Genomic DNA, 16989 nt, shown 5'->3' with positions numbered 1-16989 from the left:
CGGGGCGGTCGGGATCAGGGGTGGGGAACAACCGCCACCGGGGCAGCGGCGTGGTGGAGCACGGCGTGGGCTACGGGCCCCAGACGCATGCCGGCGTCGTGACGCCGCACGCGGCGGCCGACGACGATAAGGCCGGCAGCATCGGAGGACTCCAGCAGGGTCTGGGCGCCGCTGCCGAGGTGGACCTCCTCGACCAGCTCGACCTCGGGGTACTTCTCCCGCCAGGGGGCGAGCGCCTGGACCAGTAGGGCCTTCTCGCTCGACTTCTGCGCGGCGATGTCCGTCTGCGGCGGCACCCAGCCTGCGAAGGACCAGGCGGGCAGCGGGTTCCAACCGTGCACGGCAAGCAGGCGCGCCCCGCGTAGCGCGGCCTCGGCGAAGGCGAACTCGATGACCGGGTCGGCGGGGTGGCGTGCGTCGAGGCCGAGCACGACCTCGCGGACGGCCGGGTGAGTTGCCACCTCGTGTGCGACGGAGGGCTGCTCGGAGCGGACCAGGACGACCGGGGTGTCGGCCCGTGCGGCCACGCCGAGGCTGACGGAGCCCACGAGCAGGGTGGCGAATCCGCCGAGCCCACGCGAGCCGAGTACGAGCAGCTCCCGTCCTGCGGCCGCGGCCACCAGTCCATCGGTCGGGGTGTCGCCGATCAGCGTGGTCTCGACGGTCAGGTCGGGCCGGGCGTCGCGAATCCGGCTCGCGGTGTCGGTCAGTGCCCGAAGGGCTTGAGTGCGAAGGTCCCCTGGACGGGAGAGATCCGCCTCGGTGGTGGCCAGCCACGGCCGGACGTGGAGCAGGCGCAGTGTCGCGCCCCGGAGTTGGGCTTCCTCGGCGGCCCAGGAGGCAGCGGCCTCGCTCTGGGGTGAGCCGTCGAGGCCGGCCAGGACGTAGCGCGTCATCGTGGGACTCTCTCTCGGGTGTCGGGGTGAAGGGGCGACGTGTGGTTGCCGACCGCCCCGCTACTCTCGCGGCGCCGGGCACCGGCCGGACAGGGACCGACGGGGCTGTGCGGGAGGCCACAGGTCCCTGATCGGCTCCTCGGCCGGCAGCCGTCCTCTGCGGACACACCGTTGGCGGGGCTGCGGCTTGGGTGAACCAGGATGTGACGGTCATTCAGATCGACGACCTGGCGCCTTGTGACCCTTCGCCGGCGCGTGCTGGACCCGGGACCCTCAGGCCGTCGCAGTCGGGACCGGTGGCGACGTGAGGGGGACCGACGGTCCCTGGGGCACACCGCCTCGCCGACCGGAAGATCTCTAGCGGCGGACAGCGAGCCTCGCAGGGCCCCGTCCGCTTCCCCGCTCACCGCACAAGGAGCCAGACTATGTCCGCGCCTCACAAAGGAAGTCCAGCAGCCGCGTCGCCCACGCAGCGGAACAAGATGTTCGGGCTGCCCGCGGCGACCGCTCTGGTCGTCGGCAGCATCATCGGTACCGGAGTGTTCGCGCTGCCCTCCGCGCTCGCTCCGTACGGGCCGATCGCGCTGGTGGCGTTCGTCCTGGTGACGATCGGGGCGTTGGCGCTCGCGATGGTGTTCGGGCGGCTGTCGGAGCGGGTGCCGGGCAGTGGCGGCCCGTACGTCTACGCCCGGGAGGCGTTCGGCGAGTTCGCCGGGTTCCTGACTGCCTGGTCGTACTGGATCACCGCCTGGGCCGGCAATGCGGCCATCGTGGTGGCCTGGGTCGGCTACGTCGAGGTGTTCGTCAACAAGGGCCACCACACTTGGGGTTCGATCGCCATCGCGCTGGCCGGGCTGTGGCTGCCGGCCGCCGTCAACCTGACCGGCGTGCGGAACATCGGCGCGTTCCAGGTGGTCACCACGGTGCTGAAGTTCCTGCCGCTGGCGTTCATGGGCACGGCCGGTCTGCTGTTCATCAAGTCCGGCAACTTCGGCGCCTTCAACGCCAGCGGCGGCTCGGCCCTCGGTGCGATCTCGGCAGCCGGGGCGATCGCCCTGTTCAGCTACATCGGCCTGGAAACCGCCTCCGTTGCTGCCGGACGGGTGCGCGAACCGAAGCGCAACGTGCCGCGGGCGACCGTGTACGGCACGCTGGCCTGCGCCGCGATCTACCTGCTCGGCACGCTCGCCGTGTTCGGCACCGTCCCACATGCCCAACTGGGCAGCTCGGCCGCGCCGTTCACCGACGCCATGAACAACATCGCGGGCGGCCACTGGGCCGGTAACCTGGTTGCCGCCGCGGCGATCGTCTCCGGGCTCGGCGCGCTCAACGGCTGGACCCTGATCTGTGCGGAGATGCCGATGGCGGCGGCCCGTGACGGGCTGTTCCCGCAGGCGTTCGCCAAGGTCCGCGGCCGCAGCGAGGTACCCGCCTTCGGTATCGTTTCCGCCACCGTCCTCGCCTCGGTGCTCACGGTGATCAGCTACACCCGGTTCACGAAGGTGTTCACGGAGATCGTGCTGCTGAGCGTGCTCACCGCCGTCATCCCCTACCTCGTGTCAGCCGCCGCCCAGTTGTACTGGCTGGTGGTGCGCGGCCGCGAGGAGTCGGAGCGCAGGCGCTTCGCCCGGGACGTCACCGTCACCGTCCTGGCACTGGCCTTCTCCTACTGGTCGATCCAGGGCAGCGGCTACCAGACCGTTTACTACGGCCTCTTCACCATCCTGCTCGGCATCCCGGTCTACATCTGGCTCAAGCGCCCGCACGCCGACCACGCCACCGCAGCCCTGACGGAACCCGGCACCACACCCGCCGCGATCGACCCGGCCACCGGCACCACCTCGCTGCCGACGGCAGCCCGCACCGCAGGCCCGGTCGGCCTGCCCGCAATCATCCGCCGCGCACTGACCCCGCGCCACCAGCACTGAAGCACAAGGAGCATTGATCGTGTCCACTCTCCGCGTCGACTCCGAGACCGGCCGCCTGCGCCAGGTGATCCTGCACCGCCCCGGCCTGGAGCTGTCCCGGCTCACCCCCCGCAACGTCGACGAGCTCCTCTTCGACGACATCCTGTGGGCCAAGCGCGCCCGCGAGGAGCACGACGCCTTCGCCCAGGTCCTGCGCGACCACGGCGTGCGCGTCCACCACTACGCCGACCTGCTTTCCGAGACCCTCGCGATACCGGCCGCGCGCGCCTGGCTACTGGGGCAGGTGGTCAACCCCGCCACCGTCGGCCCCGCCCTGGTCGACCCGGTGCGCGCCCTGTGCGAGGACCTGGACGGCGAGACGCTGGCCTCGTACCTGATCGGCGGCGTCCTCAGGGACGACCTGTCGCTGCGCAACCCGCACAGCCTGGTCTGGCACACCGTCGGCGAGCAGGACTTCGCCCTCGCGCCGCTGCCCAACCACCTCTTCCCGCGCGACAATTCCTGCTGGATCGGCGCCCGGTACAGCCTCAACCCGATGGCCAAGGCCGCGCGCCGCCGCGAGACTCTGCACACCGCCGCGATCTACCGCTTCCACCCGTTGTTCGCCGAGACCGCCCCGCCACTGCTGGATGGCACCACTACGGCGCCGGGGCTGAGCCTGGAGGGCGGGGACGTCCACGTCATCGCCCCGGGCGTGGTCATGGTCGGCAGGGGCGAGCGCACCACCGCCCAGGCGGTCGAAACCCTCGCCCAGCAGCTGTTCCTCACCGGCGCCGCACACCGGCTGATCGCCGTTCGCCTGCCCGAGACCCGGGCGTTCATGCACCTCGACACCGTCATGACGATGATCGACCGGGACACCTTCGCCGTCTACCCCGGCCTGGCCGACCGGCTGCGCTCGTGGACGCTGACCCCCGCACCCGAGCGGCCGGCCGGGTTCGACGTCACACCCGACACCGACCTCGCAGCCTCCCTCGCCGAGGCTCTCGACCTGGACAAGGTCCGCTTCCTGTCCGCCGAGCAGGATGCCCGGGCCGCCGAGCGCGAGCAGTGGGACGACGGCAGCAACTTCCTCGCCCTCGCCCCCGGCGTCGTCGTCGGCTACGAGCGCAACACCACTACCAACACCTACCTGCGCAAGCAGGGCATCGAGATCGTCACCATCGCCGGCTCCGAACTCGGCCGCGGCCGCGGCGGGCCGCGCTGCATGAGCTGCCCCATCCAGCGCGACCCCGCCAACTGACCATCCGACGAACCACCGAGGAGAACCTGACATGACCGTCAACCTGCACGGCCGCCACTACCTGCGCGAACTCGACTTCACCGCCGTCGAGATCCACCACCTGCTCGACCTCGCCGCCGAACTGAAGGCCGCCCGCCGCTCCGGCACGGAGCAGCCCGAACTCACCGGCCGCCGCCTCGCCCTGATCTTCGAGAAGAACTCCACCCGCACCCGCTGCGCCTTCGAGGTGGCCGCCGCCGACCAGGGCGCCACCACCACCTACCTCGGCCCGGACAGCTCGCACATCGGCCACAAGGAGTCCGTCGCCGACACCGCCCGGGTGCTGGGCCGGATGTACGACGGCATCGAGTACCGCGGGTTCGACCAGGACACCGTCACCGAACTCGCCCGCCATGCCGGCGTCCCGGTCTACAACGGCCTCACCGACGCCTGCCACCCCACCCAGAGCCTGTGCGACGTGTTCACCATGCGCGAGCACAGCCGCAAGCCGCTGGAGGAGATCTCCTTCTGCTACCTGGGCGACGCCCGCAACAACACCGCCAACTCGCTGATGGTGATGGGCAGCCTGCTCGGCATGGACGTACGGATCGCCGCGCCCCGCGCACTGTGGCCCGATCCGCTGCTGGTCTCCGAGTGCCTGCTGCTCGGCCAGGAGACCGGAGCCCGGTTCACCCTCACCGAGGAGGTCGAGGAGGCGGTCGCCGGCGCGGACTACCTCTACACCGACGTGTGGGTCTCCATGGGCGAGAGCCCGGAGAAGTGGCAGGAGCGCATCGACCTGCTGCTGCCCTACCAGGTCAACGCCAAGACCCTGGCGGCCACCGGCAACCCGGACGCGGCCCTCCTGCACTGCCTGCCCGCGTTGCACGACCGCCGGACCGACCTGGGCGCCGAACTCGCCGAGCAGTACGGCCCGGACGGGTTGGAGGTCACGAACGAGGTCTTCGAGTCGCCGGCCTCGCTGGTCTTCGACCAGGCCGAGAACCGCATGCACACCATCAAGGCGATCCTCGTCGCCACCCTCGGGAGGGACTGACCATGCGCATCGTCGCCGCCCTCGGCGGGAACGCCCTGCTCCAGCGAGGCGAACACCCCGACGCCGCCGTCCAGTTGCACCACGTCCACCAGGCCGCCGCCTCACTGGCCGAACTCGTCCTCGCCGGGCACGAGCTGGTGATCACCCACGGCAACGGCCCGCAGATCGGCCTGCTCGCCGCGGAGAGCGAGACCGACCCAGCCCTGACCGCGCCGTACCCGCTGGACGTACTCGGTGCCCAGACCCAAGGCATGATCGGTACCCTGCTCGCCCGCGAGCTGCTGAACCGCCTGCCCGGGCGGGTGGTGACCGCGCTGGTCACCCACACCGAAGTCGACCCGCACGATGCGGCGTTCAAGCTCCCGACCAAATTCATCGGCCAGCAGCTCACCGCCGAGCAGGCCCGGCGGATGGAGCGCGAACGCGGCTGGACCACCGCACAGGACGGCGCCCACCACCGCCGCGTCGTCCCCTCGCCCCGGCCGCGCGAGGTGCTCGAAGCGCCCGCCATTCGCGGCCTCCTGGCCGGTGGAGCGGTGGTGATCTGCGCGGGCGGCGGAGGCGTACCCGTCACCCGCAACCCCGACACCCGTCGGCTGACCGGTGTGGAGGCGGTCGTCGACAAGGACCTCACCGCCGCCCTTCTGGCCGAACAGTTGGACGCCGACGCCCTGTTGATCCTCACCGATGTCACCCATGTGTTCACCCGGTTCGGCGCCGCCCACCCCGGTCCACTGGTCGCCACGACTCCCGAGCACCTGCGTGCGCTGGACCTCCCGGAGGGCTCGATGCGGCCCAAGGCCGAGGCGGCCGCCTCGTTCACCGAACGCACCGGCCACCTCGCCGCCATCGGCCCGCTGGACGACGCGCTCGGCACGATCCTCGGCACCACAGGCACCACGGTCCGCGCGGCCGTGGAGCGCGGAAAGCCGTGCCCGCAGGGCCTGCCTGCGGGACCTTCGGCCCTCGGCGCGCTGCCCGGGCACGCGACAGTCTGAAACCCGACCGGAAGAAGGACCCGATGAACCCTCTGCAGACTCCTCCCGCAGTCCACATCCAGGTGGAGACCCGGGGTGAGGTGTCGCTGGCCGCGCCCGACTACGCGAAGGCGAAACTGGCGGCCGTGGTCGAGCGGCTGCACGAACCGGTGCCGGCCGCGCGGGTGAAGCTCACCCAGGAGGCCAACCATGCCGTCGTCAAGCCGTCCCTGGCCCAGGCCGTGGTGGACCTGAACGGCCGGCCCGTCCGGGCGCACGTCGCAGCGGCGACCATGCCGGAGGCCATCGACCTGCTCCAGGACCGGCTGACCGCCCGGCTCGCCCGGGTACGCCACCACCGGGACCTCCACCGCCGCCCGGCCACCCAGCCGACCGGGCCCGGCGCCTGGAACGACGTGGCGGGCCACGAGCACCGCCCGCACCGCCGCGGCCGGTCCCCGGAGGAACGGCGGATCGTGCGGCACAAGTCCTACAGCCTGACCCGCCAGACTGCTTGGGCAGCGGTGTTCGAGATGGAGGCAATGGACTACGACTTCCACCTGTTCACCGACGCCGCGACCGCCTGCGACAGCATTGTCTACCGCGATGCGCACACCGGCGCCCACCGGCTGGCCTCGACCGGCCCGGCCGCCGAGCCCGTGCCGGGGCTGAGCGTGAGCACCGCCCCGGCCCCGGAACTGGCGGTTGCCGAGGCGGTGTCGCGCCTCGACCTCACCGGATGGCCGTTCGTCTTCTTCACCGACGCGGCCACCGGACGCGGCAGCGTCCTCTACCACCGCTACGACGGCGACTACGGCCTCATCACTCCCGCGCAGTAGGGCGCGGGTACGCCCCGGCGGCTGTGGGGCCCGGCCGGGCCAGGGCAGGGGCGATGGCCGGGAGCGGGTGGGGCCGCTCCAGACCATCCCTGATGCGGACCCAGACGAATCCATGAACGGCCCGCCACCGCAACCGCGGTGGCGGGCCAGGCGTTTGGCGCTGGTGATGGCTCGACAGGGCCACGCGGAAATCGAGCTGCTGCTCCCGGTTTCAACGCCAGCGGGTGACGGACCCAAGGCCGGATGCCGCGTCCAGCTGTAGGACGCGGCATCCGGCCTTGGGTCCGCGCCAGCGCGGGGACGTGCGCCCGGTGCCGGGATGGCACCGGTGCCGTTTCAGTCGTGCGGGACGACGGCGACCGGGGCCTGCGCGTGGTGGATCACCGCGTAGGCGACCGGGCCGAGACGCAGGCCGAGGTGGTGGCGGCGCCGGCGGCGGCCGACCACCACGAGCGCGGCGTTGCGCGATGCGTCCACCACCGCGCCGGCGCCGCTGCCGATCCGGCTGTCCTCGACCACCTCGACCTCGGGGTACTTGTCCCGCCATGCGCTCAGCGTCTGGCTGAGCAACTCGGTCTCGATGGTGCGGAACTGCTCGGTCTCGATCTGCGGTGCCACCCAGCCGGCGTAACCCCAGGCCGCCGGCGGAGTCCAGCCGTGCACGGCATGCAGCACGGCGCCGCGTGCCGCGGCCTCCTGGAAGGCGAAGTCGACGACGTCGTCCGCCAGGACGCGGGTGTCGACACCGACGACCACTTCGGCGGCGTCGCGGGCGTCGGCCTGCTGCGTCTGCGCGGCCCGGACCAGGACGACAGGCACGTCGCATCGCGCCGCGGCGTCCAGACCGACCGATCCCACCAGCAGACCCTCGAAGCCGCCAAGGCCCAGCGAACCGACGGCGAGCAGCTCGGATTCGGCCGCGGCGGTGAGCAGGGCCGCGGCCGGCTCGTGGCCGGCCAGGAGGCCCGTGTGTATCTCCAACCCTGGGTGGGTCGAGCGCACCTGCTGCGCGGCGTCGGTGAGCATGCGCTCGGTCAGGGCGCGCACGTCCGCCGGCTGGCCGGGATCGGCGTGGAGGTCGTCCTGCCAGGTCCAGGCGTGGACGAGTCGCAGGGCGAGGCCGCGGCGCACCGCTTCGTCGGCGGCCCACTGCGCTGCGGCGGTACTCTCGGGCGAACCGTCTATACCGGCCAGCACGAACCTGCTCATGGGAGTGACCTTTCCACTGCACGGGGATTGTCTCGGGCACAGCCGCCCGAGGTCGGGGACCAGCCTCGCCGAGGGCGACCCCGCGTCCCCAGGGCCTGCCGGTCCGCGGGTGGGGCCCAAGGTCCCGAATGGGCGAGGCGCGCACCCCGACGACCTGTGGGGTGCGCGCCTTCGGCTTGGTTGCGCTTGCCGTGTTGGGCTCAGCCGAACGCGGTCTTCAGGGCCTGGAAGGCGGTCTTCGGGTCCGAGAGGGCGTGATAGACGGGCGGGATCGGCCTGTCGAGACCGAGCAGCCGGTAGACGGCGTGCATGGCGCCGCGGACCGAGTATTCGACGGTAAAGACCACATCCTCCGGGATCTCCACGAACTGGCCGAGGAGGGCGAAGTTCCTGGCGCCGTGCGGGATCACCAGCGGCCGGTCGTGGACGCCGCGGCGGGCGAACTGGCTGGTGATGTAGGGCATCATCACGGTGGTGACCGTGGTGGTGGCGCGGACCTCCTCGGCGATGTCGTCGAAGCCGAGCTGGCCGAGGAGTTCGTCCAGGATCTCCCGCCCGGTGGACTCGGCCATCACCTTGCCGGTGTGCTCGCCGGGGGTGTCGATGAACAGGCCGTAGCCCCAGAGCGTGAAGACGTCCTCGGGCTGGCCGTCGAAGTGCGGCGGGCGCGGCACGACGATGGACATCAGCCAGGGCGAGTCCTTGAACGTCATCAGCGCGCCGGTGCCGGCGGCGCTGCCGCTGTACTCCTCGATCCGCTTGAGCAGGACCGGGCTGCGCATGGTCAACGTGAAGGACTGCCAGGCGGCATCGGCGATGTTGCCGTTGAAGACGGCGGGACGGCCGAAGTCGGGGGCCTTGCGCGAGAGCGTCTCCCACAGCGTCCAGCCGCCGTCGCGCTTGTCGCGGACCAGCTCGGCAACCGTATCGTCCGTGCCGTAGGCGGCGTCGGCGGTCATCGAGCCCAGGGTGATGAACGCCAGGTCCAGATCGGCGAGTTCGACGGTCTCCGGGTGGCCGTCCCGGTCGAGGTGGAGGCGCTTGGCGCGGCGGATGCCCGCCTCCTCGGTGAAGTCGACGTCCGTCACCGTGACGCCGTGCTCGAACCGCACCCCGTGCCCGGTCAGCCACCGGATGAGTGGCCGCACGATCGAGTCGTACTGGTTCAGCGGGGTGCGGCGGACCCCGGAGAGGGTGTGGAGGCGCGGGAACTCCTGTACGAAGCGCAGGAAGTACCGCTTGAGCTCGATCGCGCTGTGCCAGTTCTGGAAGGCGAAGGTGGTGCGCCACATCGCCCAGAAGTTGGTGGCGAAGAAGTGCTCGGAGAAGAACTCGTCGATCCGCCGGGAGCCGATCACCGACTCGGGCAGGGCCAGCAGGCGGGCGAGTTCGATCCGGTCACGGGTGTCCAGGCCGAGCTGCGAGGCGTCCAGGATCCGGTGGTCCCGGTCGATCAGGCGGGCCTTCGCCTCGGTGGGCCACTGCTGGTTGAAGGCCAGGATCTCCTGGCGGACTGTCACGTTCTCGTCGTCGAGGGTAGGGATCGTCTCCAGGAGGTTCCACAGGCAGGTGTACGCCTCCTCTTCCAGCATCCGCCCGCCGCGCGTGACGTAGCCCTGCTCGGCGGCTCCCCGGCCGTCCAGTGAGCCGCCGGCCAGGGGGAGTTCCTCCAGGATGTGGATGTTCTCGCCCGGGAACTCGCCGTCCCGGATCAGGAAGGCTGCCGCGGCGAGGGAGGCGATGCCGCCGCCGACCAGATGGGCCTTCGTTTCCCGCGAACTGTTGATCATGATCTCTTCCGGCTGTGCGGGCTGACGCCTGTGGCGCCCCTGCGCTGGTCGGCAGGCTGTTTCCAGCCTTCGGTCACCGGGCTGGTGCTCGCGAGGGCCGGGCGGCCCGTGGCACTGGACCGGTGGTCCCGGACAGGTGTGCCGTATGGGCCTCCGCTGCCGGGGCCCGAGAGGAGATGGCGATCATGTACCTTCCCGTCACCGTCGGAGTCGACGGTTCTCCCGAGAGTCTGGCGGCGGCCGACCTGGCCGCCGAGGAGGCGGCGCTGCGGCAGCGTCCGCTGCGGGTCCTGCACGCCCTTCCGCTCATGCCGCACCTGCTGCCGCGGCTGGCGCGCGCCCGCGGTTCTCCGGACGTGGCGTGCTCGCAGAGGCGCAGCACGTGCTGGCGGTTCGGCACCCGGAGCTGTGCGTGCACGCGGACGAGGTGTACGACGTCGCAACGGCGGCACTGGTGGCGGCGGCCGAGGATGCCGAGCTACTGGTTCTCGCCGCCCGGGGGGACGACGGTTTCCCGGGGCTCCGCGTCGGGGCGACAGCTCTCCACGTGGCGGGCCGGGCGGGATGTCCCGTCGTCGTGGTCCCCGCCGAAGCGGCGGACCCGGTGCCACGCGAACAGGTCGTGGTCGGGGTGGACACCCGACGGCCGGCCGAGGCCGCGCTCGACTTCGCCTTCGACGCCGCGCGGCGCTACGGGCTGCCGGTGCGGGCCCTGCACGCGTGGGCGCCGGTGGATCCGTCGGCGCGTGCGAAGTTCCAGCTCGCCGAGCACGACCTGCTCGACCTCGCGATCGCGCCGTGGCGGGCCGGCCACCCGGATGTGCAGGTGGTCGCGGACGCCGAGCCGGGCGGCGCCGGACAGGTGCTCGTCGATGCCTCGGCCAAGGCGCGGCTCGTGGTCCTGGGACGGGGCCACGCTGCCTCGCTCGGCCGCCTCGGGCCGGTCGCACATGCCGTACTGCACCACGCCGCCTGCCCCGTGGTGCTGGTACCGGAGTCGTGAACCCAACCGGCCAGGCCATGCCCCAGCCCGAGGGACCTTCGGTACCGGCCAGGGGCTGACCGGCCCATGTCCCAGGGGCTGGGATCGGGACGACTCTGCTGGACAACGAGCCGGGCACACGGGTGCCCAGGCCGGCCAGATCCCGTGGAGGTTGTAACCATGTCTGTTTCCGTCGTGGTTGGTGTCGACGGATCGGTGGAAAGCACCGCGGCGGCGCAGTGGGCGGCGTACGACGCCTACCGGCGCCGCGCCGCCCTTCGCCTGGTTTGGGTGGCACCGCCGCAGGACGGTGACCTCCCGTACGGCGGGGCGGCCGGGTGCGGGCTGCCGGACTTCGCGACGGCGCTCCAGGCGCGGATCGCGCAGGCGCTGCCGCAACTGGACATCTCCTGCGAGCTGATTCCCGGGACCCCGTGGTCCGCCCTGGCCGCCGCCGGCGAGCGGGACGGCCTGGTGGTCCTCGGCTCGCGTGGACCGGGCGGGGTCACCGGGCGGCTCCTCGGGTCCGTCGCGTTGCGCGTGGCGACCGAGGCACGGTGCCCCGTCGTCCTGGTACCGGCGGGCGCCGACGGCCCGGCCAAGGGCCCGGGCCAGGTCGTGGTCGGCGTAGAGGGCAGCCGGCCGTCGGACGCCGTCCTCGGGTTCGCCTTCGAGGAAACCGCCCGGCGCGGGGCCGTGCTGCGGGCACTGGAAGGCCGGGTCGAACCGCACGGCCCCTACCGGACAGAGGCCCCGGTCGGACAGGACGACATCAGGCGGTCGCTGGTGGAGTCGGAGACGCTGCGTCTCCAGGACGCGCTGGCCCGCTGGCGGGAGAAGTTCCCCGAGGTGCGCACCGTGGCGGAGGTGTCCGGCTGGGGTGCGGCCAGGACGCTGGTGGAGGCCTCGCGCAGCGCGGCCGTGGTGGTCCTGGGCCGGCGCGCGGCCGCGCACCCGACGGCCGCGCCGAGGTTGGGGCCGGTGGCGCACGCGGTCATCCACCGCGCGCACGGCCCGGTGGCCATCGTGCCGCACGACTGAACCACGGCGCGCGGTGGCCGGGGCCGATGAGGTCCCGGCCACTCGCGCGTCCGGAACTGTGGCCGGACAGGGGGGCGGAACCTCGTGAAGAGGGGACCTTCGGCCCGCAGGCATGCCCCATCGGCATGGCCGGTTCACCGCTTCCAGCGCAACCGGGGACACGGGCGCCGGGTGATCCTGCGGACGGGTCCAGCCGAAACGAGATGACGTCCTGTCATCCGAGCCGAGTGGGCGGGGCCGTCCTCGGCATGACCGCTGGCGGCACCCGCCGCTTCCCGCACGCTGGCTACGTGTCCTGGGACGCGGTGGCGACCGCCCTGGCGAGGACGACCGCGCCGAGGCACGGTGATCTGGCAACGGCTCAGCACGTCCTGCGCTTCTGGTCGGCGATCTGCTGGAGAAAGGGCCATCCGGCCCTATGAGGAGGTCGGCACATTCGCCAGACTCCCAGAGGCTTCATCCCCCCGCTGTGGCAGCGGTCCCACGAGTTCGGAGATCTTCATGGCGGACAGTGCAACACCGCAGGGGAGCGCCCCGGTCAAGGTGTTCCTCCTCGACGACCACGAGGGCGTCCGCCGCGGCGTGCACGACCTGCTGGACGCCGAGCCCGACCTGAGGGTTGTCGGCGAGGCCGGCACCGTCGAGCAGGCACTGGCCCGGGTCCCCGCGCTGCGCCCGGACGTCGCAGTGCCGGACATGCGCCTGCCCGACGGCGAGGGCGTGACGGTCTGCAGGGAGCTGCGGTCGCGGATGCCCGAGCCGGCCTGTCTGATGCTCACCTCCTTCGACGACGAGGAGGCGTTGGTGGACTCCATCATGGCCGGCGCCGCCGGCTACGTCTTGAAGCAGATCAGCGGCACCGATCTGGTCTCCGCGGTGCGCATGGTGGCCTCCGGGCAATCCATGCTCGACCCCGGCGCGACCACCCGGCTGATGGCCCGGCTGCGCGGCGACGCCACTACGCAGGCTCCGGCACTCCCGCAGCTCACCGCGCGGGAACAGGAGATCCTCGCGCTGATCGGCGAAGGCCTGACCAACCGCCAGATCGGCCAGCGACTCCATCTCGCCGAGAAGACCGTCAAGAACCGCATCTCCCGGCTGATCGCCAAACTTGGCGTCGAGCGACGGGTCCAGGCCGCCGTCATCGCCACCCAGACCCTCGCCGCCCACGAGTTCGCCGCGAGCCGCCACACCCGCTAGCCCCGCGCTTTCGGGCGACCGGTCGCTCGTCCGGCGACGGGACCGAGACTGCTGCCGAGGGGCCACTCGGCCCGGGCGCGAGGACCATGAGCCCCTCCCGCTGGGACGGGCCGGGGATGAGGATCGATGCCATGACACCTGACCACACCCCGCTGGACGAGCGGCAGTGCCGGCGGCTGCTGGCCGCGCGGTCGGTGGGCCGCGTCGTTTACACCGTCGGTGCTCTGCCGGCCGTCCTGCCGGTCCCCTACCGCCTCGCCGGCGACGGCAGCGTGCTGCTTCGCGTCACCGCGGGCTCCGAGTTGGTGCGCGCGCTCTGCGGGGCGCTGGTCGCCTTCGAGGTGAGCGAGGTCGATGAGACGGACGGCAGCGGCTGGACCGTGACCGTCCTGGGCCGGGCCGACGTGGTCGAGGACCACGCCCGCCCCAGCCCCGCTGAACCTACGGACCTGGTGTCCGTCCGCATCCGGAACGAACTGGTGGCCGGCCGAACGCTGCCCGCCGCCGACGCCCGCGTGGAGTGACACCGCCCTCTCGGTCAACGACCAAGCGGTACGGACCACACCAGCCTGGTGCCGCCATCCGCCGGTCCCGTCAACTCCATCGCACCGCCCAGGCCTTCGGCCCGCTCGGCGATGTTGCGCAACCCGCTGCGCCGTCCCTGCTCCGGCACTCCGACGCCGTCGTCCCGCACCGTCAGCACGACCTCCTTGCCGGTCGCCTGCAGCACCACCTCGACCCGTGCGGCCTGAGCGTGCCGGGCCGAGTTGCTCAGCGCCTCGCTCAGGACTGCGAGCACGTGGTCGGCGACCTCGCCCGGTACGTCGGTGTCCAGCAGCCCCTCCATGCTCAGCCTGGGCGCGAAGCCGAGGGCTGTCTGTGCCGCCTCCACCACCCGCACCACGCGCGCCCGCAGCCCCTGCGAGGCGCCCTCGTCCCGGGCTCGCAGGCCGAAGATCGTTGAGCGGATGATCTTGATGGTCTCGTCGAGGTCGCCCACTGCGCGCAGTACCCGGTCCGAGGCGCCGGAGTGGTCGATGAACCGGGCCGCGCTCTGCAGCGTCATCCCGGTGGCGAAGAGCCGCTGGATCGCCAGGTCGTGCAGGTCGCGCGCGATCCGGTCGCGGTCCTCCAGCATTGCCAGCTGCTCAGCGTCATGTCGGCGTGCCGCCAGTTCCAGCCCCAGGGCGGCCTGGTCGGCGAACCCGAGCAGCGGACTGATCTCCCGCGCGGTGAACTCCGCCGCTCCTGCCGGCCGGGCCAGGAGCAGTACTGCGTCGATGTGTCCCGCTGCCCGCCCGAGCGGGACCGCCACGGCGGGGCCAAGGCCCTCGGAGCGCCGAGGGTCGGTCGGCAGCCGGGGATCGTCGGCCAGGTCGGGGGTGGTCACCGGGGTGCCCTGCGCGTACGCGGCCCCCGACAGGGTGCCCTGCGTCGGCACGACCATGTTCTGCCGGGCGTGAGCTTTGCCGCCGAGTGCCAGTTCCAGGCGCAGCCTCTCGCCGCCGTCCTCTGGCACCACGACATCGGCCAGCTCCGCGCCGGTGATCTCCCGAGCCCGCTGCGCGATCAGCTCCACCACCTGCTCGCGCGAGCTGCCCGAGAGGAGGCTGCGGGTGATCTCCGCGCTCGCACTCAGCCACCGCTGCTGACGCTGCGCCTCCTCGTACAGGCGGGCGTTGTCGATCGCGACGCCGGCGGCGACCGCGAGGGTGGCGATCACCGACTCGTCGTCGGCGTCGAAGTCCTCGCCGCCGCGCTTGTCGGTCAGGTAGAGGTTGCCGAACACCTCCTCGCGTACCCGCACGGGCACCCCGAGGAAGGTCCGCATCGGCGGGTGGTTGGCGGGGAACCCGTAGGAGGCGGTGTGCGAGGAGAGGTCGCCGAGCCGCAGCGGCTCCGGATGGTGGATCAGCTCGCCCAGCAGGCCCTTGCCGGTCGGGTAGGGCCCGATCGCGGTGACTTCCTGCTCGGACATGCCCACGGTAAGGAACTGCGAGAGGGTCTCCCCATCCTGGCCGATCACTCCGAGCGCCGCGTAGCGGGCGTCCACCAGCACGGCGGCCGCCTCGACGATCCGACGCAGCGCCTGGGTCAGGTCCAGTTCCCGCCCGACCGACAGCACCGCCTCCAGCAGGCTGTGCACCCGGTCCCGCGTCCCACGGGCAGCGTCGATCCGGGCCTGCAGTTCCTCCAGCAGCTCGTCCAGTCTGAGCTGCGGAACCCGTGACCGTGTCACGTGCCCACCCATGCGTGTCCTCCTCGTTCCGACACCCGGCCGGTCGATTCTCGCAGACGGCACAAGCAACCGACCGGTCCCGGTACAGGCACGGACTTGTTTCGGCCTGGGCAGGCCGTGCAATCCCACGGGGGAGGTCCGCGACGCCGCAGCGGGCGGTCCACACCGGTCCAGACCTGCTCGGCGGTTCGAAGCGAGCTGAGGAGTCCCACAAGCGGGGCCCTATCCGGTCCGGCTGCCGACGATGATAATCAGCGCCGATTGCCGTCGCCGACTTCCAGGACCGAAGCCGCAGGCCTGCGGGGTGTGGCGGGACCGGCGAGACCGTAGCCCATCCGGATCAGCATCGCCGATCACTTCGGTCTCGACCGCCAGCCCGGGATGTGCGCGGCGGATTCGGTCCGCGATGTCGGCCAGTGCGTGTAGCGCGGCCGTCCGCAGGTCGCCCGGGTGGGAGGTCGCCGGGTCGGCGGCGTTCGTGCCGGTGAGCCACGGCCAGGCGTGCAGCAGGCGCAGCGGTGCACCGCTGCGCTGCGCCTCGGCGGCCGCCCAGTCGGCCGCGGCCTGGCTCTGCGGTGATCCGTCGATTCCGACAAGAACCTGTCGCGTCATCGTGAATGCCTTTCCGGGAAGCGGGTGGATGTGACCGGGGCTCGGGCCCCGACCACTCTGGGGGTGGCCCGCCTGGCGCGCCCAGGGACCGACAGGACCCCGATGGCCCGCCCGGCCCGGCGTCGGGAGACCCTGCACACCGCGGCGATCTACCGCTTCCACCCGCTGTTCGCCGAGACCGCACCGCCGCTGCTCGACGGCACCACGGCGGCTCCCGGCATGACGATGGAGGGCGGGGACGTCCATGTGGTGGGACCCGGCGTGGTCATGGTCGGCATGGGGGAGCGGACCACTGCGCAAGCCGTCGAGCAGCTCGCCCAGCAGCTCTTTCTCACCGGCACGGCCCACCGGCTGATCGCCGTGCGGCTGCCGCGCAGCCGGGCGTTCATGCACCTGGACACCGTGCTCACCATGATCGACCGCGACACCTTCGCCCTCTACCCGGGCCTGGCCGACCAGTTGCGCTCCTGGACGCTCACCCCCGCCCCCGAGCGGCCGGCCGGCTTCGAGGTCACCCCCGACACCGACCTCGCGACCTCGCTCGCCGAGGCGCTCGGCCTGGACACGGTCCGCTTCCTCTCCGCCCCGCAGGACGCCCGCGCCGCCGAGCGCGAACAGTGGGACGACGGCAGCAACTTCCTCGCCCTCGAACCCGGTGTGGTCGTCGGGTACGAGCGCAACACCACCACCAACACCTACCTACGCAAGCAGGGCATCGAGATTGTCACCATCGCCGGCTCCGAGCTCGGCCGCGGCCGCGGCGGACCGCGGTGCATGAGCTGCCCGATCCAGCGCGACGCCGCCAACTAGACATCCGGGAGCAGAAGATGACCACCAGCCATGTCACGGCCGGTACCCCCGCGACCCGGATCGAGGCCGCCCGCCTGCGCGGCCGCGACTACCTGAGCGAGCTCGACTTCACCGCCGCCGAGATCCACCACCTCCTCGACCTGGCAGCCGAGTTGAAGCAGGCCCGGCGAGCAGGCACCGAGACGCC

General features: G+C 72.0%; 14 protein-coding genes and 3 pseudogenes. 12 read left to right on the top strand and 5 right to left on the bottom strand.

Annotated elements, in window-relative coordinates:
• Positions 1–14 precede the first annotated feature (14 nt).
• Positions 15–896, bottom strand: coding sequence for a universal stress protein (locus tag ACIBEC_RS39590; RefSeq protein WP_360501555.1), 882 nt, complete (start codon positions 894–896; stop codon positions 15–17).
• Between the two features lie 482 nt (positions 897–1378).
• On the opposite strand from ACIBEC_RS39590, the gene ACIBEC_RS39585 reads away from it, so the two are divergent.
• The 5 genes from ACIBEC_RS39585 to ACIBEC_RS39565 are packed head-to-tail and all read left to right on the top strand — an operon-like array spanning position 1379 to position 6919.
• Positions 1379–2824, top strand: a complete 1446-nt coding sequence (locus ACIBEC_RS39585; RefSeq protein ID WP_396290129.1) for an amino acid permease — start codon at positions 1379–1381, stop codon at positions 2822–2824.
• A gap of 19 nt (positions 2825–2843) precedes the next feature.
• Positions 2844–4067, top strand: a complete 1224-nt coding sequence (locus ACIBEC_RS39580) for an arginine deiminase (RefSeq protein WP_360501550.1) — start codon at positions 2844–2846, stop codon at positions 4065–4067.
• A 31-nt stretch (positions 4068–4098) separates the two neighbouring features.
• Positions 4099–5103, top strand: a complete 1005-nt coding sequence (argF, locus tag ACIBEC_RS39575) for an ornithine carbamoyltransferase (protein WP_360501547.1) — start codon at positions 4099–4101, stop codon at positions 5101–5103.
• A gap of 2 nt (positions 5104–5105) precedes the next feature.
• Positions 5106–6101, top strand: a complete 996-nt coding sequence (locus ACIBEC_RS39570) for a carbamate kinase (RefSeq protein WP_360501544.1) — start codon at positions 5106–5108, stop codon at positions 6099–6101.
• Positions 6102–6124: 23 nt separating this feature from the next.
• A complete protein-coding gene (locus tag ACIBEC_RS39565) occupies positions 6125–6919 on the top strand; it encodes an HPF/RaiA family ribosome-associated protein (RefSeq protein ID WP_360501542.1) in 795 nt (264 codons plus the stop codon).
• A 336-nt stretch (positions 6920–7255) separates the two neighbouring features.
• Here ACIBEC_RS39565 and ACIBEC_RS39560 read toward each other — a convergent pair whose 3' ends face one another.
• Both ACIBEC_RS39560 and ACIBEC_RS39555 read right to left on the bottom strand, forming a co-directional pair.
• The gene (locus ACIBEC_RS39560; protein WP_360501539.1) at positions 7256–8128 is read right to left on the bottom strand and encodes a universal stress protein; all 873 of its coding nucleotides are present in this window, start codon (positions 8126–8128) and stop codon (positions 7256–7258) included.
• A 200-nt stretch (positions 8129–8328) separates the two neighbouring features.
• Positions 8329–9918 carry an oleate hydratase gene (locus ACIBEC_RS39555; protein WP_360501536.1) on the bottom strand — a complete coding sequence of 530 codons (1590 nt, stop codon included), beginning with the start codon at positions 9916–9918 and terminating at the stop codon, positions 8329–8331.
• Between the two features lie 176 nt (positions 9919–10094).
• Between ACIBEC_RS39555 and ACIBEC_RS39550 the strand changes: the two are divergent.
• The 6 genes and pseudogenes from ACIBEC_RS39550 to ACIBEC_RS39525 form a co-directional block, all read left to right on the top strand.
• Positions 10095–10247, top strand: a pseudogene (locus ACIBEC_RS39550) (universal stress protein); the annotation flags it as partial.
• A 26-nt stretch (positions 10248–10273) separates the two neighbouring features.
• A pseudogene (locus ACIBEC_RS39545) lies at positions 10274–10492 on the top strand (universal stress protein); the annotation flags it as partial.
• Positions 10466–10921 carry a universal stress protein gene (locus ACIBEC_RS39540; RefSeq protein ID WP_396290127.1) on the top strand — a complete coding sequence of 152 codons (456 nt, stop codon included), beginning with the start codon at positions 10466–10468 and terminating at the stop codon, positions 10919–10921. The pseudogene ACIBEC_RS39545 and the gene ACIBEC_RS39540, both read left to right, overlap by 27 nt.
• A 159-nt stretch (positions 10922–11080) precedes the next feature.
• Positions 11081–11941, top strand: a complete 861-nt coding sequence (locus ACIBEC_RS39535; RefSeq protein WP_360501531.1) for a universal stress protein — start codon at positions 11081–11083, stop codon at positions 11939–11941.
• A 501-nt stretch (positions 11942–12442) separates the two neighbouring features.
• Positions 12443–13141, top strand: coding sequence for a response regulator transcription factor (locus tag ACIBEC_RS39530; RefSeq protein ID WP_360501528.1), 699 nt, complete (start codon positions 12443–12445; stop codon positions 13139–13141).
• Positions 13142–13272: 131 nt separating this feature from the next.
• Entirely contained in the window at positions 13273–13665 is a 393-nt protein-coding gene (locus ACIBEC_RS39525) for a pyridoxamine 5'-phosphate oxidase family protein (protein ID WP_360501525.1), read from the top strand.
• A gap of 14 nt (positions 13666–13679) precedes the next feature.
• On the opposite strand, the gene ACIBEC_RS39520 is transcribed toward ACIBEC_RS39525, so the two are convergent.
• Together ACIBEC_RS39520 and ACIBEC_RS39515 are read right to left on the bottom strand one after the other, a co-directional pair.
• Entirely contained in the window at positions 13680–15392 is a 1713-nt protein-coding gene (locus ACIBEC_RS39520; RefSeq protein WP_360501522.1) for a GAF domain-containing sensor histidine kinase, read from the bottom strand.
• A gap of 210 nt (positions 15393–15602) precedes the next feature.
• Positions 15603–15992 (bottom strand): universal stress protein, encoded by a 390-nt coding sequence (locus tag ACIBEC_RS39515; protein WP_360501520.1) that lies wholly within the window; start codon positions 15990–15992, stop codon positions 15603–15605.
• A 99-nt stretch (positions 15993–16091) separates the two neighbouring features.
• Between ACIBEC_RS39515 and ACIBEC_RS39510 the strand changes: the two are divergent.
• A pseudogene (locus ACIBEC_RS39510) lies at positions 16092–16802 on the top strand (arginine deiminase family protein); the annotation flags it as partial.
• Positions 16803–16989 lie beyond the last annotated feature (187 nt).

Origin of the sequence: Kitasatospora sp. NPDC051164, assembly GCF_044455625.1 — a bacterium.
Taxonomy (GTDB): domain Bacteria; phylum Actinomycetota; class Actinomycetes; order Streptomycetales; family Streptomycetaceae; genus Kitasatospora.
The sequence above is the reverse complement of the archived record's forward strand: the minus strand, read 5'-3'. Positions and strand labels throughout refer to the sequence as shown.

Bases quoted from the DNA above. Each gene is read 5' to 3' on its own strand.
- ACIBEC_RS39590 (WP_360501555.1), bottom strand. From the start codon at position 896: ATGACGCGCTACGTCCTGGCCGGCCTCGACGGCTCACCCCAGAGCGAG.
- ACIBEC_RS39585 (WP_396290129.1), top strand. From the start codon at position 1,379: ATGTTCGGGCTGCCCGCGGCGACCGCTCTGGTCGTCGGCAGCATCATC.
- argF (WP_360501547.1), top strand. From the start codon at position 4,099: ATGACCGTCAACCTGCACGGCCGCCACTACCTGCGCGAACTCGACTTC.
- ACIBEC_RS39570 (WP_360501544.1), top strand. From the start codon at position 5,106: ATGCGCATCGTCGCCGCCCTCGGCGGGAACGCCCTGCTCCAGCGAGGC.
- ACIBEC_RS39565 (WP_360501542.1), top strand. From the start codon at position 6,125: ATGAACCCTCTGCAGACTCCTCCCGCAGTCCACATCCAGGTGGAGACC.
- ACIBEC_RS39560 (WP_360501539.1), bottom strand. From the start codon at position 8,128: ATGAGCAGGTTCGTGCTGGCCGGTATAGACGGTTCGCCCGAGAGTACC.
- ACIBEC_RS39555 (WP_360501536.1), bottom strand. From the start codon at position 9,918: ATGATCAACAGTTCGCGGGAAACGAAGGCCCATCTGGTCGGCGGCGGC.
- ACIBEC_RS39535 (WP_360501531.1), top strand. From the start codon at position 11,081: ATGTCTGTTTCCGTCGTGGTTGGTGTCGACGGATCGGTGGAAAGCACC.
- ACIBEC_RS39530 (WP_360501528.1), top strand. From the start codon at position 12,443: ATGGCGGACAGTGCAACACCGCAGGGGAGCGCCCCGGTCAAGGTGTTC.
- ACIBEC_RS39525 (WP_360501525.1), top strand. From the start codon at position 13,273: ATGACACCTGACCACACCCCGCTGGACGAGCGGCAGTGCCGGCGGCTG.
- ACIBEC_RS39520 (WP_360501522.1), bottom strand. From the start codon at position 15,392: ATGGGTGGGCACGTGACACGGTCACGGGTTCCGCAGCTCAGACTGGAC.
- ACIBEC_RS39515 (WP_360501520.1), bottom strand. From the start codon at position 15,992: ATGACGCGACAGGTTCTTGTCGGAATCGACGGATCACCGCAGAGCCAG.